The following is a 16,782-nucleotide window of genomic DNA, read 5'->3' on the forward strand; positions in this document are numbered from 1 at the left end:
TTCGACCTCGGTGACCGCGCCGAGGAGTCGAGACGATGCTGCGCGTGGTCTCCTCACGCAGCAGTGACACGAACGCTCGGCGATCTGGCTCCGTGATCCGACCTCCTGAAGGAGGCCGGACCACGTCACAGTGGCGGGACCGCGCCCGAGTCACACGGGCTTCTCCGAGACGTTCGTCGGTTGTTCAGTGTCGGTGCAGGCGAGTCAGTTCTTGTCGCCTTCGCTCCAGGGACTGCCGCCGCCGCGCCGCATGGGCGTGTGCGGGATGCCGTCCTCGAGAACTTCCTGGCCGTCCGGGTAGAAGCCGTGCTTTGCGTACATCTCCACCAGGTAGCTCTGCGCGTTGATGCGGCACGGGGACGAGCCGACCTCCGCGAGCGCAGCCCGCAGCAGACGCGTGGTGTGGCCCTGCCCGCGCGAGGAGCGGTGGGTGCACAGGCGCCCGATGCGGAACGACTTCTCGCCGTCGTCGTGCTCCTCGAGGAGACGCAGTGTGCAGACCACGCTGCCGTCGCGCTCGAGCCAGAAGTGGCGGGTGTCGGAGAGCAGGTCCTTACCGTCGAGCTCGGGGTAGGCGCAGGCCTGCTCCACCACGAACACCTCCACGCGCAGCTTGAGCAGCTCGTAGAGGGTCTCGTTCGACAGGTCGAGTGCCCAGGATCGCTTGAGTGTTGCAGTCGCCGTCGTCATGTGATGGTGGTATCACACAGTTCCGGAGTGCGCGACCTGCCGGCCGGTGGCCGAGGTCGTGTCGAGCTGCAGCACTCGCGTGGTGTGCGACCAGATCTCGTCGAACAGACGCGGGTTCTCGGCCAGCTTGGTGCCCAGGGACGGAACCATGTCCTTGAGGGTCGGCTCCCACGAGCTGTACCGGTCGGAGAAGCAGCGCTTCAGCACGTCCAGCATCGCCGGCACGGCGGTGGACGCGCCGGGTGACGCCCCGAGCAGGCCCGCGATGGTGCCGTCGCCCGCGTTGATCACGGCGGTGCCGAACTCGAGCACGCCGCCGCGACCCTTGCGACGGATCACCTGGACTCGCTGTCCGGCGGTGACCAGCTCGAAGTCCTTGCCCTGAGCGGACGGCATGAACTCCCGCAGCGTCTCCACGCGGTCGGTCTCGGACTGCAGCAGCTCGGTGACGAGGTACTTGGTGAGGGCCATCTCGGTGACACCGACACCGAGCATCGAGAACAGATTGTTCGGCTTGACCGAGTTGACGAGATCGGTCATCTTCCCCTGCTTGAGGAACTTGGGCGACCAGCCGGCGTACGGCCCGAACAGGAGTCCGGGCTTGCCACCGATGACGCGGGTGTCGAGGTGCGGCACCGACATCGGGGGCGCACCGACCGAGGCCTTGCCGTACACCTTGGCGAAGTGCTGCTCGACGAGCTCGGGGGTGGTGCACCGCAGCCACTCACCGCTGACGGGGAAACCGCCGAAGCCCTTGGCCTCCGCGATGCCCGACTTCTGCAGGAGGTGCAGGGCGCCGCCGCCCGCGCCGACGAAGACGAACTTGGTGACGATCTTGCGCGTGACGCCGGTCCGCCCGTTGTAGACCTTGACGGTCCAGGTGCCGTCGGAGTTCTTGGACAGGTCGCGGACCTCGTGTCCGAAGTTGACCGAGGCGCCCTCCACCGCGAGGTGGTTGAGGAGCTGCTTGGTCAGTGCGCCGAAGTCGACGTCCGTACCGCCGTCGGACCAGTTGAGCGCGATCGGATCACTGAAGTCGCGCCCCTTCGCCATCAGCGGGAGGCGACGGGCGAACTCGGTCTCGTCGTCGATGTACTCCATACCGGGGAACAGCGGGTTGCCCGAGAGCGCGTCGTACCGCGCTCGCAGGTACTTCACGTTGTCCTCGCCGTGCACGAAGCTGACGTGCGGGATGGGGTTGATGAAGTTCTTGGGGTCGGCGAGCACGCCGGCCTCCAGCGCGTGCGACCACCACTGCCGCGAGACCTGGAACTGCTCGTTGACGTTCAGCGCCTTGCTGATGTCGACGGAGCCGTCCTTGCCCTGCGGGGTGTAGTTGAGTTCGCAGAGGGCGGAGTGGCCCGTACCGGCGTTGTTCCACGGGTCGCTGCTCTCCGCGGCCGCGGCGTCGAGACGCTCGAAGACGGAGATGGACCAGGTGGGCTCGACCTGACGGAGGAGCGTGCCCAGCGTGGCACTCATGATGCCCGCGCCGATCAGGACGACGTCGGTCCTCTCCACCTTCGATCCCGACTTGGTGCCGGACTGACTGTTCAGATCGTGTTCGCCCACTGCTGGATCGACTTCCTTCGTCCATCGGCACCCCCGACAGGGAGTGCGGTGCGGATGCTGCTGTCCGCGGCGCCGTGCCGCGTCACCGCGACAGTCACCGTCTCTGTACCCGATTGTGCCCCTCGCCACCCCTGCGAAGCGGCCATTACTGTGTGAGTGTGACTACATGGGCGCCCGATGTACTCGGTGACGATTACGAGCAACTGACCATACCGCTCGGCTCCGACCCGGACGGCGAGGGCGAGGTGCGGGCCACACTCGTGCGCCTGACGCGGTCCGTGACGGGTTCCGCGACGCCGAAGGGCGCAGTCCTCTACGTGCACGGTTTCACCGACTACTTCTTCCAGCGCCATCTGGCCGAGCACTTCGCCGATCTGGGACACGCGTTCTACGCACTCGATCTGCGCAAGTGCGGACGCTCCATCGGCGAGGGGCAGTCGCCGCACTTCGTGTCCGACCTGGCGCTGTACGACGAGGAACTCGACCGGGCGCTGGCGATCGTGCGCGAGGAGACGGGCGCCGAGGTCCTGATGGCGGCGCACTCGACGGGCGGCCTCATCGTCCCGCTGTGGCTCGATCGTCTCGAACGCACCCGAGGGGGTGCCGCTGCCGCCGGCATCTCCGGTCTGGTGCTGAACAGTCCGTGGTTCGACCTCCAGGGCCCGCCTCTGGTGCGCAGCGTCGGAACCGTCGCGATCGGTGTCCTGGGCCGCGTCGCTCCCCTGCGCGCGCTGCCGGGTCAGGGTCTGGACACCTACGGCCTGTCCATCAGCTCGGGTGGCAACGGCGAGTGGGACTACGACCTGTCGTGGAAACCGTTGGCAGGCTTCCCCATCAAGCTCGGCTGGATCCGCGCGGTCCGTCGCGGCCACGCGGAACTGCACCGGGGACTCGACATCGGCGTGCCGTCCCTCATCCTCCGATCCAAGGTCACGCGCTTCTCCAAGACGTACGTGCCGGACGTCGACGCCGCGGACGCCGTTCTCGACGTCCGACAGATCGCGCGGTGGGCGGGATGCCTGGGCAACCGCACGACGATCGTCCCGATCGAGGGCGCCCGCCACGACGTCTTCCTCTCCACACCCGAGCCGCTGGAACGCGCCTTCGCCGAGATGGACGACTGGCTGCGGCACCGCGGCAGCGGGTTGTCCGACGCGCCCTCGGGCGGCGACCACGCAGAACTGGCGACCGGATCGTGAGCGCCACGGCGGACACCGGGTCCGATGTCCAGCATTTCGACCTCGCGATCATCGGAACCGGTTCCGGCAACTCGATTCTCGACGAGCGCTTCGACGGGTTGACGGTCGCGATGTTCGAGGAGTCCATCTTCGGCGGCACCTGCATCAACGTGGGATGCATCCCGACGAAGATGTTCGTCTACGCGGCGGAGGTGGCCCGCGCTGTCACCACTGCGTCGAAGTACGGCATCGACGCCCACATCGACAAGGTGCGGTGGACCGACATCGTGGACCGCGTCTTCGGCCGGATCGACCCCATCGCGGACGGCGGGGAGAAGTACCGCCGCGAGGGTTCGCCCAACGTGACGTTGTTCAGCAGCCACGCGCGCTTCGTCGGACCGCGCCGTATCGACACCGGTGACGGCCGTGTCGTCACCGCCGACAAGGTCGTCGTCGCGAGCGGCTCGCGTGCCACCGTCCCCGATTTCATCCGCGACAGCGGCGTCACGTTCCACACCAACGACGACATCATGCGGCTGCCGTCCCTTCCGGAGCGGCTGATCGTGCTCGGGTCGGGCTACATCGCCGCCGAGTTCGCGCACGTGTTCTCGGCCCTCGGCTCGCACGTGACGGTCCTGGCACGCAAGGAGCGCCTCCTCCGCAAGTCGGATCTCGAGATCTCGCAGCAGTTCACCACGCTCGCGCAGGACAAGTGGGACGTCCGGCTCTCGGTCGATGCCACCGGTGTCCGTCAGGACGGCGACGACGTCGTGGTGTCCCTGTCGGACGGCACCGAGGTACGCGGGGACGCGCTGCTGGTGGCGATCGGTCGCGCTCCCAACGCCGATCAGCTCGGCGCCGACGAGGCGGGCATCGACCTGCACGACGACGGCCGCATCGCGGTCGACGAGTTCGGCCGCACGTCGGCCGAGGGCGTCTTCGCACTCGGCGACGTCTCGTCGCCGTACCAGCTCAAGCACGTCGCCAATGCCGAGGCGCGTGTGGTGCAGGAGAACGTCCTGAAGCCGTCGTGGGACGACACGACGGGGTGGAAGCGCTTCGATCACCGCTACGTCCCCTCCGCGGTGTTCACCGATCCGATGATCGCCGAGGTGGGGCTCACCGAGCAGGAGGCTCGTGACCAGGGATACGACATCGCGGTCAAGGTCCAGAAGTACGCCGACGTCGCGTACGGCTGGGCGATGGAGGACGACGAGGGTCTCTGCAAGGTGATCGCCGACCGCGCGACCGGCCGTCTGCTGGGCGCGCACATCATCGGTGAGCAGGCGCCGACCGTGATCCAACCGCTGATCCAGGCCCTCACGTTCGGGCAGTCCGTCCGCGACGTCGCACGGGGCCAGTACTGGATCCACCCGGCACTGCCCGAGGTGGTCGAGAACGCGCTCCTCGGACTCGATCTCGACTGAATCGGACGCGCTCGCGCCACGCTGATTCCGTGTCGGTGGTGTCGGTTACTGTCTGTTCAGGTCGTCGGGGGGCGGCCTGATCGGGGCATCACCGGGGGGTGAATTCGTGTACGACGCACCAGTTTCCGTCGATGTGTTGGTGTCGGCGAAGGTCGACGCCCAGGCCTCGTTCGCCCGGACCGTGTCGGCGTCGTGTGCGTACGTGCAGGAGTCGTCGCGTCGGCCGGCGGTGCTCGGTCCGGGTGGGGTGTTCGACGCCGAGGCTGCTGAGACCTGTGCGGTGGCGGAGGTCGCGGCGGCGTTGTCGGTGTCGACGCGCACGGTGACCGAGTGGCTGTTCCTGACCCGCACCGCGCATCCTGCGGTGGCGGAGGCGTTCGATGCGGGCCTGTTGGCGTATGCGGCGTTCCGGACGGTGTGCCGGTCGGTGGCCGGGATCCCGAACGCCACCGAGGCACTGCTGCAGCGGGTGATCGCTGCCGCGTCGCGGTGCACTCCGGGTGCGGTGGCAGCGGCGGTCGATCGGATTCTCGCGGAGTTCGACGCGGAATGGCACCGCATCGCTCGGGAGCGCGCGACGACGGAACGGTACGTCTCGGTCAGGAAGCTGCCGCGAGGTCAAGCCGAGCTGAAAGTTCGTGGCCCCGCAGAGCAGATCGCCGGGATGAAGCGGGCCATCGTCGAGGCGGCCCGAGGGGTGTGCGATCCGAGTTCGCTGCCGGCGCGGTTGTTCGACGCTGCGCATGCGATCATCACCGGCACACCTCTGCCGTGCGACTGCGTTGACGAGAGTTGCGCCCACGCGCCGTCGCCGGCCGCACCGGCCCATCACGCCGTCATCGTCCTCGACGCCGCCACGGCGGCGGGGTTGGCAGGGGAGCCGGGGCACCTCGTGGGTTGGGGGCCGGTTCCTGCGGACACTGCACGGAGGATCGCCGGGGATGCGACGTGGCAGGCACTCATCACCGCAGCCCGCGGAACTGAACCGCGGGCGGGATGCAGCTGCCGTTGCCCGGAGCACGACCCACCCACCGTCCCCGACCCGCCTGTGCCGATCACGGGTCGGGAAGTCCGCCGCACCCGCCGTATGCGCGCAGGCTGGACACCGACCGCGGGGAAGCTGGGCAGCACGACAGCCCGCAAAGCCAGGGAGCAGGTCGACTATCTTCGCGCGCTCCCACCATCGGCGGTGGACCGTGCCGTCGCCGACCCCGACGGCCACGGTGGCTTCGCCGTGCCTCCGGCCGGGGCGTTGACCTACCGGCCGTCCGAGGCGATCGCGTCGCTGGTGACAGCCCTGTATCCGACGTGCGTCCATCCGGGGTGTGCTGTGCCCAGCGAGGACTGCGATCTCGACCATGTCGTCCCGTTCGACCACACCGACCCCCGGAGAGCCGGATGGACGGTCGCCGCCAACCTTCAACCCCTGTGCCGCCGGCATCACGGGTTGAAGACACGGGGGCAGTGGCATTACCGGAAGCTTCGCAACGGCATCGTTCAGATCCGCGACTCGCAGGGGAACGACTACCTCACCGCGCCCGGCGAATGATCACCAGGCGCTGGTGCGCATCACGATCTCGGTGGCCAGTGCTGCGGCCGCGGCGTCCGGGGTCGACGAGTCGAGCGTGACGACGCGGTAGTCGCCGTAGACGTAGCGGCTCGTCGCGGATGCCTCCTCCGCAAAGGTGGGGTCCACGACCACCATCGTCGTACGCAACTCGACTGCCGGGCAACCGGAGTCGTCACGAACAGCCGGGTGACCCCGGTCGATGACGACCAGGCTCGACACGCGCCCGAACGTGCGGGCGGCGAGCGACCAGGCGCGGTCGGCGCCCTCTCCCCTGCCGACCAGATTGACCCACGGCAACCCGAGAGCATCGAGCAGCGCCACGAGATCGGTGTCGTTCGGACTCACGCCGGGCTCGAGCGTGACGGTGCGCAGATCTGATGTCGTCAGCCGCGCCGCCGTGTCGTCGAAGACGTCTGCGCCGTCGTCGTCGGCCGGGAGCAACAGCACCGCGTGGCCACTGTCCGGCCCATCGATTCGCACGGTCAGATCGCCGGAGGGCAGGGGGACGGTCTGCTGCTGCATGGGACCCGACGCTACCCGACCCTGCACGTTCGCAGCCCTTGCCACGACCGAGCCGAAGGTTGTACGGTTCATTACATGAGTAATGAACCAATGAGGCTGCGGCGCCTCCGGGCGCGGTGGCCCCGGTGATGGACGACGGCCGGCCGATCTTCCTGCAGATCGCCGAGATGATCGAGAACTCGATCATCGACGGTTCGCTCGCCGAGGAGAGCCAGGTTCCCTCGACCAACGAGCTGGCAGCCTTCCACCGCATCAACCCCGCCACCGCGGGCAAGGGCCTGAACCACCTGGTCACGGCCGGGATTCTCTACAAGAAGCGAGGAATCGGAATGTTCGTCACCTCGGGCGCGCGAGACGCGCTCCGCTTCCGTCGGCGCGAGGGCTTCGCCGAGCAGTACGTTCGGCCGCTCGTGGCCGAGGCACGCAAACTCGGCCTCGGCACCGCCGAACTCCAGGACATGATCGACGCCCAGTCGCGAGCGTCGACTGTCGATTCCGTGACCATGGAGGCACGGCGATGACCGCGGCAGTGGCGACCGTCCGCGGTGTCACCAAGACCTTCGGCGACGTCGCCGCACTCGAGGACGTCACCTTCGAGTTGCAGGAGCACCGCATCCACGGACTGTTGGGGCGCAACGGCGCCGGCAAGACGACGATGATGCAGATCCTCACCGGTCAGACGTGGCAGGACGCCGGTGACGTGACAGTGTTCGGCGCCCGCCCGTACGAGAATGCGACCGTCCTGCGCGACGTCTGCTTCGTCAAGGAGAGCCAGAAGTACCCCGAGGACTTCACGGTCCGCCAGGTCCTGTCGTCCGCGGCGATGTTGATGCGTGACTGGGACGAAGACCTTGCCCGTCGACTGACCGACGACTTCGACCTCCCCCGTGGGCGCAAGGTGAAGAAGCTCTCTCGCGGCATGACGTCGGCGCTCGGCATTGTGGTGGGTCTGGCATCTCGCGCGCCGTTGACGTTGTTCGACGAGCCGTACCTCGGTCTCGACGCGGTGGCCCGGCAGATGTTCTACGACCACCTGCTCGCGGATTTCGCGGACCACCCGCGAACCGTCGTGCTGTCGACCCATCTCATCGACGAGGTCAGCGACCTCATCGACCGTGTCGTCGTCATCAGCGACGGCACCGTCGTGGTCGATGATGATGCGGAGAACCTTCGCGGACGCGCCGTGACCATCGGCGGATCCGCTACCGCCGTCGAGCGACTCGTGGCGGATCACGCTGTGCTGCATCGTGAGTCGTTCGGATCGATGGCCCGCACCACCGTACTGGGGCCCCTCGGCGACGCCGACCTCGTCCGGGCCGCTGCCGACGGGCTCGGCATCGAACCCGTGTCGTTGCAACAGTTCGTCGTCCACTGCACCGCACGCGGTCGGACCGCGCTGCCCGCCATGTCCGACACCCGAGAGGACGTCCCGTCATGACCACCGCGCTCGACACCCCCGCCGCCCCCGCTCGCGATCGCATCGTCTCCGTGATGCGCGTCCACACCCACTACCGGACGCTCGCCTTCGCGTGGCCGCTCGGCATCCTGGCCGTCATCGTCGGTATCACCTGGGCCGTTCTCTCCCTGGTCCCCGATGGCAGCATGTCGATCAAGACCGGCGGGGCGACCTTCGTCTTCATCTTCGGCCTGACTCTGTTCGCTCAGATCCTCACGCAGGTGTTTCCCTTCACTCTCGGGCTGGGCGTGACACGGAGAGAGTTCTTCGCCGCCACCGTCGCGGTCGCCGTCGTTCATGCCCTGATATTCGGGATCGGCCTGTTCGCACTCTCCCTGGTGGAGTCGGCGACCGACGGCTTCGGTGTGCGCATGCAGACGTTCTCTCTGGCAACACCTCTCGCGGGCAGTGCCGCCATCGAACTGTTCTTCCTCATCGCGGCGTTCCTGATGTGCAACCTCATCGGCATGCTGGCCGGCGCGATCTACGTGCGGTGGCGGGTGACAGGCATCTGGACGGCTGTGCTGGCCGAAGCTGTTCTGATCGGCGCCGTGATCTTCGTCGTAACCTGGCAGGGGTGGTGGGGCGCGGTCATCGAGACCGTCGCCGACGCACCGCGGCTGCTGACCATGGTGCTGCTGCCACTCCTCGTCGCGTCCGCGGCCGGTCTGGGAACACGCGTCATTCTGCGGCGGACGACTGCGTGACGCGCAGTTCGGGCAGGGCGGGAGCGCCCTCGGCGACGAGCGTGAGAAGCGCATCGATGTCGAAGGAGCTCTCCATGAGGTCGGCCAACAGATCCACCTGAGCGGTGCGCATCGCGTCGACATCGGTGTCCGGGGCCACCACGAAACCCGTGCGGCCGGCCTGCTCCGCCACCTCCATGAGGAAGGCCCGGCGAAAGTCGTCGTTCTCCAGCAGGCCGTGCCAGTGGGTGCCACGTACCCGTCCACGGACGCTCCCCTCCGGTTCGCCGTCGGTGCCCGTGAACCAGGGCTCGTCGCCGCTTCGGGTCACCCGGCCGTGGTGGATCTCGTAGCCGGTCACGGGGACCGCGCCGGCATGCCCGGTGACCCGGGAGAGCACCTTGTCCGCCGCGAATTCGATGTCGAGGTCCAGGAGGCCGAGCCCCTGCACCTGCCCGGCACCCGACTCCACGGCGTCGGTGATCGTTCTCCCCAGCATCTGGTAACCGCCGCAGATCCCGAGGACCGGAGCACCGCGAGCCACGCGCCGCGCCAGCTCGTCCGCGATACCGGTGCGAAGAAGCCAGTCCAGGTCCTGGACCGTGGCCTTGGAGCCGGGGAGCACCACCAGATCGGCATCTGCCAGTCGGGAGGCCTCGGTCGCCCAGTGCACCGTCACCCCCGGTTCGCACGCCAGGGCCTCGACGTCGGTGGAGTTCGAGATACGCGGTAACCGCACGGCGGCGACGCGGAGCCACTGCGATCCGATCGGAGGAGCGGGCCGGCCCAGCGGTGCGTCGGCCACGGTCCCGAGGGAGTCCTCGGCGTCGAGCCACAACTCGTCGCTGAACGGAACGATGCCCAACGTCGGTCGGCCCGTGAGAGCCTCGAGGGTGTCGAGTCCCGGTTGCAGCAGCGCGGGATCGCCGCGGAACTTGTTCACGACGAACCCCGCGATCAGTGCCTGATCCGCGGCGTCGAGCACGGCCAGAGTGCCGAAGAAGTGGGCCAGCACTCCCCCGCGATCGATGTCGCCCACGACGATCACGGGAAGGCTCGCAGCGCGCGCCAGTCCCATGTTCGCCAGATCGGTGGCCCGCAGGTTGATCTCGGCGGGTGAGCCGGCGCCCTCGCAGATCACCACGTCGAAGTCGGCCCGCAGAGCGTCGAGTTCCTCCGCCACGACCGAGCGCAGATGCTGTCGGTGCGTCATGTAGTCGGCGGCGCTCACGGTGCCGGTGGCACGACCGCGAACAACCAGTTGCGACGTCCTGTCCCCGCCCGGCTTCAGCAGTATCGGATTGAACCGCACGCTGGGCTCGAGACCGCATGCCCGGGCCTGCAGTGCCTGCGCACGACCGATCTCCCCGCCGTCCAACGTGACGACGGAGTTGTTGGACATGTTCTGCGCCTTGAACGGCGCCACCCTCACACCGCGTCTAGCGAGGAGGCGGCACAACCCCGCCACGACGACACTCTTGCCCGCGTCCGAGGTGGTTCCCGCGACCAGAATGGCCCCGCGAAGGGTCAAGGGAGGGTGAGGATCTCGGCGCCCGTCTCCGTGACGACGAGAGTGTGCTCGAACTGGGCGGTCCAGGATCGGTCCCGCGTGACGACGGTCCAGCCGTCGTTCCACTGGTCCCAGTCGATGCCGCCGAGGGTGATCATCGGCTCGATGGTGAAGACCATCCCGGGCTCCAGCACCGTCTCGACGGTGGGCTCGTCGTAGTGCAGCACCACCAGGCCGTTGTGGAAGGTGGTGCCGATGCCGTGGCCGGTGAAGTCCCGGACGACGCCGTACCCGAAACGATCGGCGTAGGCCTCGATGACCCGTCCGACGACGTTCAGAGCGCGACCCGGCTTGACCGCCTTGATCGCTCGCATGGTGGCCTCGTGGGTGCGCTCCACGAGCAGGCGCGCTTCCTCGGAGACGTCCCCGGCGAGGAAGGTGGCGTTCGTGTCACCGTGCACCCCGTCGATGTACGCCGTGACGTCGATGTTGACGATGTCGCCGTCCTGCACGACCGTCGAGTCAGGGATGCCGTGGCAGATGACCTCGTTGAGCGAGGTGCAGCAGGACTTCGGAAATCCCTTGTAGCCCAACGTCGACGGGTACGCGCCGTGGTCGACCATGTACTCGTGGGCGATACGATCGAGTCGGTCCGTCGTGACGCCCGGCTCGACGGCCTTTCCGGCCTCCTGCAGTGCCTGCGCGGCGATGCGGCTCGCCAGACGCATCTTCTCGATGGTCTCCGGGGTCTGCACCCACGGCTCGTGGCCTTCGCGCGCAGTCTTCTTCCACGCGTACTCGGGACGCTCGACGGACTTGGGAACATCGAGAACGGGTGAGACGGTGCCGGGTTCGAGAACGGTGCGGACGGACATGGCACCAGCGTAGTCGCCGCCGGTCGAGGTCAGTATCCGGCGGGCAACGCGGTGATCATGTCCCGCGTCACGGCGACGGCATTGTCCGAGCTGCCGCCACGCACGACCAGGGTCGCGAACGCGAGATCACCGCGGTATCCGACGAACCAGGCATGGGATCCGCCCTCGACCTCGGCCTCACCCGTCTTGCCGTACACCTCGCCCTGGTCGGCGATCCGGTCCGCGGTGCCGCTCGTGACCACCGAGCGCATCATCCCGCGGAGTCCGTCGACCATGGCCGGCTCGATCTGCGGGTGGTCACCGTCGATCGTGGTCTCCTCCCCCTGGATCAGCCGGGGAACGGGCGTCGATCCGTGTGCGACGGTCGCGGCGGCGAGAGCCATGCCGAACGTCGACACCAGCACCTTTCCCTGTCCGAACCCGTCCTCGGTGCGCTGCACCAATTCCTCTGCGGGCGGGACGGATCCCGACTCGGTGGGCAGACCCACGACGCCGTAGTCGGGCCCGACGCCGAACATGGCCGCCGCGTCGGTGAGAGCACTCGCGGACATCTCACTGGCGAGCTTCGCGAACGAGGTGTTGCACGAGCGCGTGAAGGCCGTGTTCATCGAGACGTCCCCGAGGGAGAACTCGTTGTAGTTGGGCACGCTGCGCTCGCCGATGACGATGCGGCCCGGGCACGGCACGGTGGTCTCGGGCGTCGCGAGTCCCTCCTCGATCGCCGCACCCGCCGTGATGATCTTGAAGGTGGAGCCCGGTGGGTAGAGGCCGGTCGAGGCCACGGGACCGTCCCGATCCGCCGCCGGGTTCTGCGCCACCGCGAGGATGTCGCCTGTCGACGGCTGGATCACCACCATCATCGCCTGGTCCCGTGACACGTTGACGGCGTTCTGTGCGGCCACCTGCACCGGACGGTCGAGGCTGATACTGATCGACGGAACCGGCTGCGGCGCCGTCTCGGTCAACACACCGGTGTCCGCGCCGTTGGTGTTGACCGCCACGACGCTCCAGCCCGCGGCACCGTCGACGCGGTCCATCACGGTCTTCTTCACCTGGCTCACCAGGTCGGGGGCGAACGTGCGATCGGTGGAGACCAGGTCGGACTGCTCTGTCACCGACACCCCGGACAACGCGAGCAGACCGGGCGCTACGGCGTCGTAGTCCTCGTCCCGGAGGGTCATCAGGCGGTACGGGCCCTGCGTCGCGGTCGCCGACTCCACGATGGACTGCGCCGTGATCGACGCGTCGAAGGGCTTCAGGATGCGTTCGAGGGTGCGCGCCGTGCCCACCACGTCGGTCGACTCGGCGGCGTCGAAGGACACCCCCTGGACCACCCCGGGCACCAGGACGTCCGACCCCGCGTGCTCGTTGACCCGCGCCCGCGGCGCCGACGTGGACCGCAGCACCATCGACTGGGTGTCCCCGAGCTTGGGGTGCAGATCGGTCGAGTTCCACCGGACCACCCAGGCCCCGTCGCGTCGGCCCATCTGAAGGGCCCCGTCGTAGGTCCAGGTGCGGTCCTTCGGAAGGTGCCACGTGTAGGTGTAGTCGACGGTCGCGGTGTCGCCGTTCACGCTCACCGCGCCGGTCGCCGCGTCGAGCGACTCGGCCTGCAGGCCGTCCCACGCCTGATCGACGGCGGCGGTCGCGAGGTCCGGCCGATCCGTGGCCTGCGCCGCGGCGGCACTGTCACGCTGGGCCAGCGCGGAGACGAACGAATCGGCCGCGGACTCGGGGCCCTGCGGTTTCGGGGTGCACGCCGAGGCCGCCACCGCGGTGATCGCCGCGACGAGCACGATCAGGACGCGGGTGGCACGGCCGTGTTCACGAGAGGTCATCGATCCTCATCGTAGGGCGACGGGACGCCCGCGGCCCTCACCCTGACAGCGTGTCAGTCGAGCAGAACTGTGGAGAAGGTGGCAACGCGCTCGAACCCGACACGCTCGTAGGCACGGCGGGCGGGCACGTTGAAGCTGTTGACGTACAGGCTGGCCGTGCGGCCGCTGTCGACCACCGCGGCCGCCACGGATGCGGTTCCCGCGGTGCCGAGCCCGCGCCCGCGGTAGAGCGGGTGCACCCACACGCCCTGGATCTGACCGACCGAGGTGGACAGCGATCCGACCTCGGCCTTGAAGACGACGCGGCCCTCCTCGAACCTCGCCCAGGCGCGACCCGCCGCGATCAACGAGGCGATGCGCCGCCGATAGCCGCGTCCGCCGTCGCCCGCGCGCGGATCGACGCCCACCTCCTCGATGAACATCGCCACGGCAGCGGTGAGGTACACGTCCAGCTCGTCGACGGTGACGCGTCGGACGTAGGGGTCCACGGCGGTGGGCGCGCTCGTCAACGCCAGCAGTGGCTGCTCGGCACGCACCTCACGCGGGGTCCCCCAGTCCGCGGCGAGCATGTCCCACAACGGCAGCGTCAGTTCGGCTCGCCCCACCAGCGACGAGCAGACGCGGGGAGAGCGCAACGCGCGCTCGGCGAAACTCCGGAGATCGTCGTAGGTACCGAACAACGGCACGAGATTGGCTCCCGAGAAACACAGGGACGATGCCGGACCTCCGCGTGACCACAGTTCACCGTGGTTGTCGCGGGGCTCCACGCCCGATTCCTCGACACGTGCCAGCACCATGCACGATGCGACGGGATCACTGCGCAGCACACGGACGACCTCGTTCGTGTCGCGGCTTGTCAGCGCCTTAGCGCCGAGCAGCTTGAGCATCCCGCCACCTCCGTGACCACCGATCCACACCGAGCACACCCGTTGTCATGGTGACACTGCCAGGAAATGTCGCCGCAGACGAGGAGAATCAGCTGACCGACACGACGGGCGATCCGCCGGCGGCTTCCTGGTCGGACTCGTACGACTCGGCGATACGCATCGCCTCCTCGATCAGGGTCTCCACGATCATCGCCTCGGGCACGGTCTTGATGACCTCGCCCTTGACGAAGATCTGTCCCTTGCCGTTTCCGGACGCCACACCGAGATCGGCGTCGCGTGCCTCACCGGGACCGTTGACGACGCAACCCATGACGGCGACGCGGAGCGGGATCTCCATGCCCTCGAGTCCGGCCGTCACCTGGTCGGCGAGGGTGTAGACGTCGACCTGTGCGCGTCCGCAGGACGGGCAGGAGACGATCTCGAGCTTGCGGGGACGGAGGTTGAGGGACTGCAGGATCTGCGTCCCCACCTTGATCTCCTCGTTGGGCGGCGCGGACAACGAGACGCGGATCGTGTCGCCGATGCCGTCGGCCAGCAACGACCCGAAGGCGACGGCAGACTTGATGGTGCCCTGGAACGCCGGCCCGGCCTCGGTCACGCCGAGGTGCAGCGGGTAGTCGCACTTGGCGGCGAGCTGACGGTAGGCCTCGACCATGATGACCGGGTCGTTGTGCTTGACCGAGATCTTGATGTCGCCGAAACCGTGCTCCTCGAAGAGGCCGGCCTCCCACAGCGCCGACTCCACCAGCGCCTCGGGCGTGGCCTTGCCGTACTTCTGCATCAGGCGCGGATCGAGGGATCCTGCGTTGACTCCGATACGGATGGGAATGCCCGCGTCACCGGCCGCCTTCGCGACCTCCTTGACGCGGCCGTCGAACTCCTTGATGTTGCCGGGGTTCACGCGCACCGCGGCGCACCCGGCATCGATGGCCGCGAAGATGTACCGCGGCTGGAAGTGGATGTCCGCGATGACAGGGATCTGCGACTTGCGCGCAATGGTCGCCAGGGCGTCCGCATCCTCCTGACGCGGGCACGCGACGCGGACGATGTCGCATCCCGCGGCGGTGAGTTCGGCGATCTGCTGCAGGGTGGAGTTGATGTCGTGAGTCTTGGTGGTGCACATCGACTGCACCGAGATCGGCGAGTCGCTGCCGACACCGACGCTGCCCACCTGAAGCTGACGAGTCTTCCGTCGCGGTGTGAGCACCGGTACGGGTCCGGCCGGCATGCCCAGTCCAACGGTCACTTCGATCCTTTCGAGCTTCTGACGGCATCTGGTGCCGACTGACTCTCCCCACTGTAGTCGCGCCGGGAGGACCGCCGTGTGTTCGCGCCGTCACGCCGGACCTGCGCTTCTAGCGGAAGATCTGAATGGGGTTCACGATGTCGGCGGTGAGGGTCAGGAGCATGAACGCGCCGCCGATGAGAATGACGACGTACGTCACCGGCATCAGCTTGAGGTAGTTCACGGGCGCACCCTTGCCCAGCCCCCGCAGCGAGCGGATCTTGTTCCGGATGCCCTCGTAGACGGTCACCGCGATGTGACCGCCGTCGAGCGGGAGCAACGGGAGCAGGTTGAAGGCACCGAGGAAGAAGTTGAGGGTCGCCAACAGAGTGACGAAGACCTCCCACAGGCCGCGTTCCGCCGCCTGACCGCCGATGACGCTGGCACCGACCACGCTGATGGGAGTGTTCGGATCCCGCTCACCACCGGTGATCGACGTCCACAGTGCCCCCACCTTGCTGGGGAGATCGACGATGGCCTGCACCGTCTGCCCCGCGATGAACACCGTGTAGGAGGCCGATCCGCCGATGGCGGACACCGCGTCGTAGTCGAGGGTGAGTGGGGTGCGGGCGACGCCGATGGCGCCGACCGTGCGCAGCTCCGTAGCGTCGGGTGCGCCGTTCTCGACGGCGAAGAGACGGTCCGTCTCCTGCACGTCGACGGGCACGGTGAGGGTCTCACCGGCCCGCTCGACCGTGACGGACACCGATCCACGCTCGTCCTGGATCGCCGCGACGACGTCGCCGAACGTGGGCGTCGACTCGCCGTTCACGGCGGTGATGACGTCACCGTCCCGGATGCCCGCGGCACCCGCGGGACCGGGACCCGAGCAGGGCGCCATGTCGCCCTCGACGTTCTGCGGGGCCACGCACTGGGTCCCCGCCACGGTGGCCGTCGTGTCGCGATTGGGCAGACCCCAGCCGAGGGCGAGGGTGTACACCAGCACGAACGCCAGCACGAAGTTCATCGCGATCCCGCCGAACATCACGGCGAGGCGCTTCCAGGTCTTCTGCTTGTACATCGCGCGCTCGACCTCGTCGGGAGCGAGCTCGTCGACCGCCGTCATGCCCGCGATGTCGCAGAAGCCACCGGCCGGGATCGCCTTGAGTCCGTACTCGGTCTCGCCGCGACGCCAGGAGAAGATCTTGGGCCCGAACCCGATGTAGTAGCGGCGCACCTTCATGCCGGTGGCCTTGGCCACCCACATGTGCCCGCACTCGTGGAGCGCGATCGAGATGCCGATGCAGATCGCGAAGGCGATCACACCGAGAACGAACACCATCTTC

General features: G+C 68.1%; 15 protein-coding genes and 1 riboswitch. Of the genes, 6 read left to right on the forward strand and 9 right to left on the reverse strand.

Annotated elements, in window-relative coordinates:
• Positions 1-81: 81 nt before the first annotated feature.
• Positions 82-165, reverse strand: a riboswitch (cobalamin riboswitch).
• Between the two features lie 39 nt (positions 166-204).
• Both HQ312_RS02385 and mqo read right to left on the reverse strand, forming a co-directional pair.
• A complete protein-coding gene (locus HQ312_RS02385) occupies positions 205-690 on the reverse strand; it encodes a GNAT family N-acetyltransferase (protein ID WP_027505061.1) in 486 nt (161 codons plus the stop codon).
• A gap of 12 nt (positions 691-702) precedes the next feature.
• A complete protein-coding gene (gene mqo / locus HQ312_RS02390) occupies positions 703-2,262 on the reverse strand; it encodes a malate dehydrogenase (quinone) (RefSeq protein WP_374198272.1) in 1,560 nt (519 codons plus the stop codon).
• A gap of 158 nt (positions 2,263-2,420) precedes the next feature.
• Here mqo and HQ312_RS02395 point away from each other — a divergent pair, with 158 nt between their 5' ends.
• The 3 genes from HQ312_RS02395 (at position 2,421) to HQ312_RS02405 (ending at position 6,416) form a co-directional block, all read left to right on the forward strand.
• Complete coding sequence (locus HQ312_RS02395) at positions 2,421-3,461, forward strand: alpha/beta hydrolase (protein WP_027505059.1); 1,041 nt, start codon at positions 2,421-2,423, stop codon at positions 3,459-3,461.
• A complete protein-coding gene (gene mtr / locus HQ312_RS02400) occupies positions 3,458-4,867 on the forward strand; it encodes a mycothione reductase (protein ID WP_056445014.1) in 1,410 nt (469 codons plus the stop codon). The genes HQ312_RS02395 and mtr overlap by 4 nt, the downstream gene beginning before the upstream one ends.
• A gap of 106 nt (positions 4,868-4,973) precedes the next feature.
• On the forward strand, positions 4,974-6,416 hold the full coding sequence (locus HQ312_RS02405) for an HNH endonuclease signature motif containing protein (protein WP_222637695.1): 1,443 nt from the start codon (positions 4,974-4,976) through the stop codon (positions 6,414-6,416).
• On the opposite strand, the gene HQ312_RS02410 is transcribed toward HQ312_RS02405, so the two are convergent.
• Entirely contained in the window at positions 6,417-6,959 is a 543-nt protein-coding gene (locus tag HQ312_RS02410) for an alpha/beta hydrolase (RefSeq protein ID WP_222637696.1), read from the reverse strand.
• Between the two features lie 125 nt (positions 6,960-7,084).
• Here HQ312_RS02410 and HQ312_RS02415 point away from each other — a divergent pair, with 125 nt between their 5' ends.
• From HQ312_RS02415 to HQ312_RS02425, 3 genes are read left to right on the forward strand one after another with little or no spacing between them, the layout of a single operon-like run.
• On the forward strand, positions 7,085-7,480 hold the full coding sequence (locus tag HQ312_RS02415) for a GntR family transcriptional regulator (protein WP_222637697.1): 396 nt from the start codon (positions 7,085-7,087) through the stop codon (positions 7,478-7,480).
• The gene (locus HQ312_RS02420) at positions 7,477-8,397 is read left to right on the forward strand and encodes an ABC transporter ATP-binding protein (RefSeq protein ID WP_222637698.1); all 921 of its coding nucleotides are present in this window, start codon (positions 7,477-7,479) and stop codon (positions 8,395-8,397) included. The genes HQ312_RS02415 and HQ312_RS02420 overlap by 4 nt, the downstream gene beginning before the upstream one ends.
• Positions 8,394-9,122: an ABC transporter permease gene (locus tag HQ312_RS02425; RefSeq protein WP_222637699.1), complete on the forward strand. Its 729-nt coding sequence runs from the start codon at positions 8,394-8,396 to the stop codon at positions 9,120-9,122. The genes HQ312_RS02420 and HQ312_RS02425 overlap by 4 nt, the downstream gene beginning before the upstream one ends.
• Here HQ312_RS02425 and HQ312_RS02430 read toward each other — a convergent pair.
• From HQ312_RS02430 to HQ312_RS02455, 6 genes are all read right to left on the reverse strand, one after another.
• The gene (locus tag HQ312_RS02430; RefSeq protein ID WP_222637700.1) at positions 9,097-10,632 is read right to left on the reverse strand and encodes a cobyric acid synthase; all 1,536 of its coding nucleotides are present in this window, start codon (positions 10,630-10,632) and stop codon (positions 9,097-9,099) included. The genes HQ312_RS02425 and HQ312_RS02430 overlap by 26 nt on opposite strands.
• The gene (map, locus tag HQ312_RS02435) at positions 10,629-11,486 is read right to left on the reverse strand and encodes a type I methionyl aminopeptidase (protein WP_056445029.1); all 858 of its coding nucleotides are present in this window, start codon (positions 11,484-11,486) and stop codon (positions 10,629-10,631) included. Before map ends, HQ312_RS02430 begins: the two co-directional genes overlap by 4 nt.
• A 29-nt stretch (positions 11,487-11,515) precedes the next feature.
• Positions 11,516-13,324 (reverse strand): penicillin-binding transpeptidase domain-containing protein, encoded by a 1,809-nt coding sequence (locus HQ312_RS02440; protein WP_027505051.1) that lies wholly within the window; start codon positions 13,322-13,324, stop codon positions 11,516-11,518.
• A 53-nt stretch (positions 13,325-13,377) separates the two neighbouring features.
• Positions 13,378-14,211, reverse strand: coding sequence for a GNAT family N-acetyltransferase (locus HQ312_RS02445; RefSeq protein ID WP_027505050.1), 834 nt, complete (start codon positions 14,209-14,211; stop codon positions 13,378-13,380).
• An 88-nt stretch (positions 14,212-14,299) separates the two neighbouring features.
• On the reverse strand, positions 14,300-15,463 hold the full coding sequence (gene ispG, locus HQ312_RS02450; protein WP_155956970.1) for a flavodoxin-dependent (E)-4-hydroxy-3-methylbut-2-enyl-diphosphate synthase: 1,164 nt from the start codon (positions 15,461-15,463) through the stop codon (positions 14,300-14,302).
• A gap of 103 nt (positions 15,464-15,566) precedes the next feature.
• Positions 15,567-16,778, reverse strand: coding sequence for an RIP metalloprotease (locus tag HQ312_RS02455; RefSeq protein WP_222630776.1), 1,212 nt, complete (start codon positions 16,776-16,778; stop codon positions 15,567-15,569).
• Between the last annotated feature and the right edge of the window lie 4 nt (positions 16,779-16,782).

The organism is Rhodococcus sp. BP-316, assembly GCF_019836105.1.
Taxonomy (GTDB): domain Bacteria; phylum Actinomycetota; class Actinomycetes; order Mycobacteriales; family Mycobacteriaceae; genus Rhodococcoides.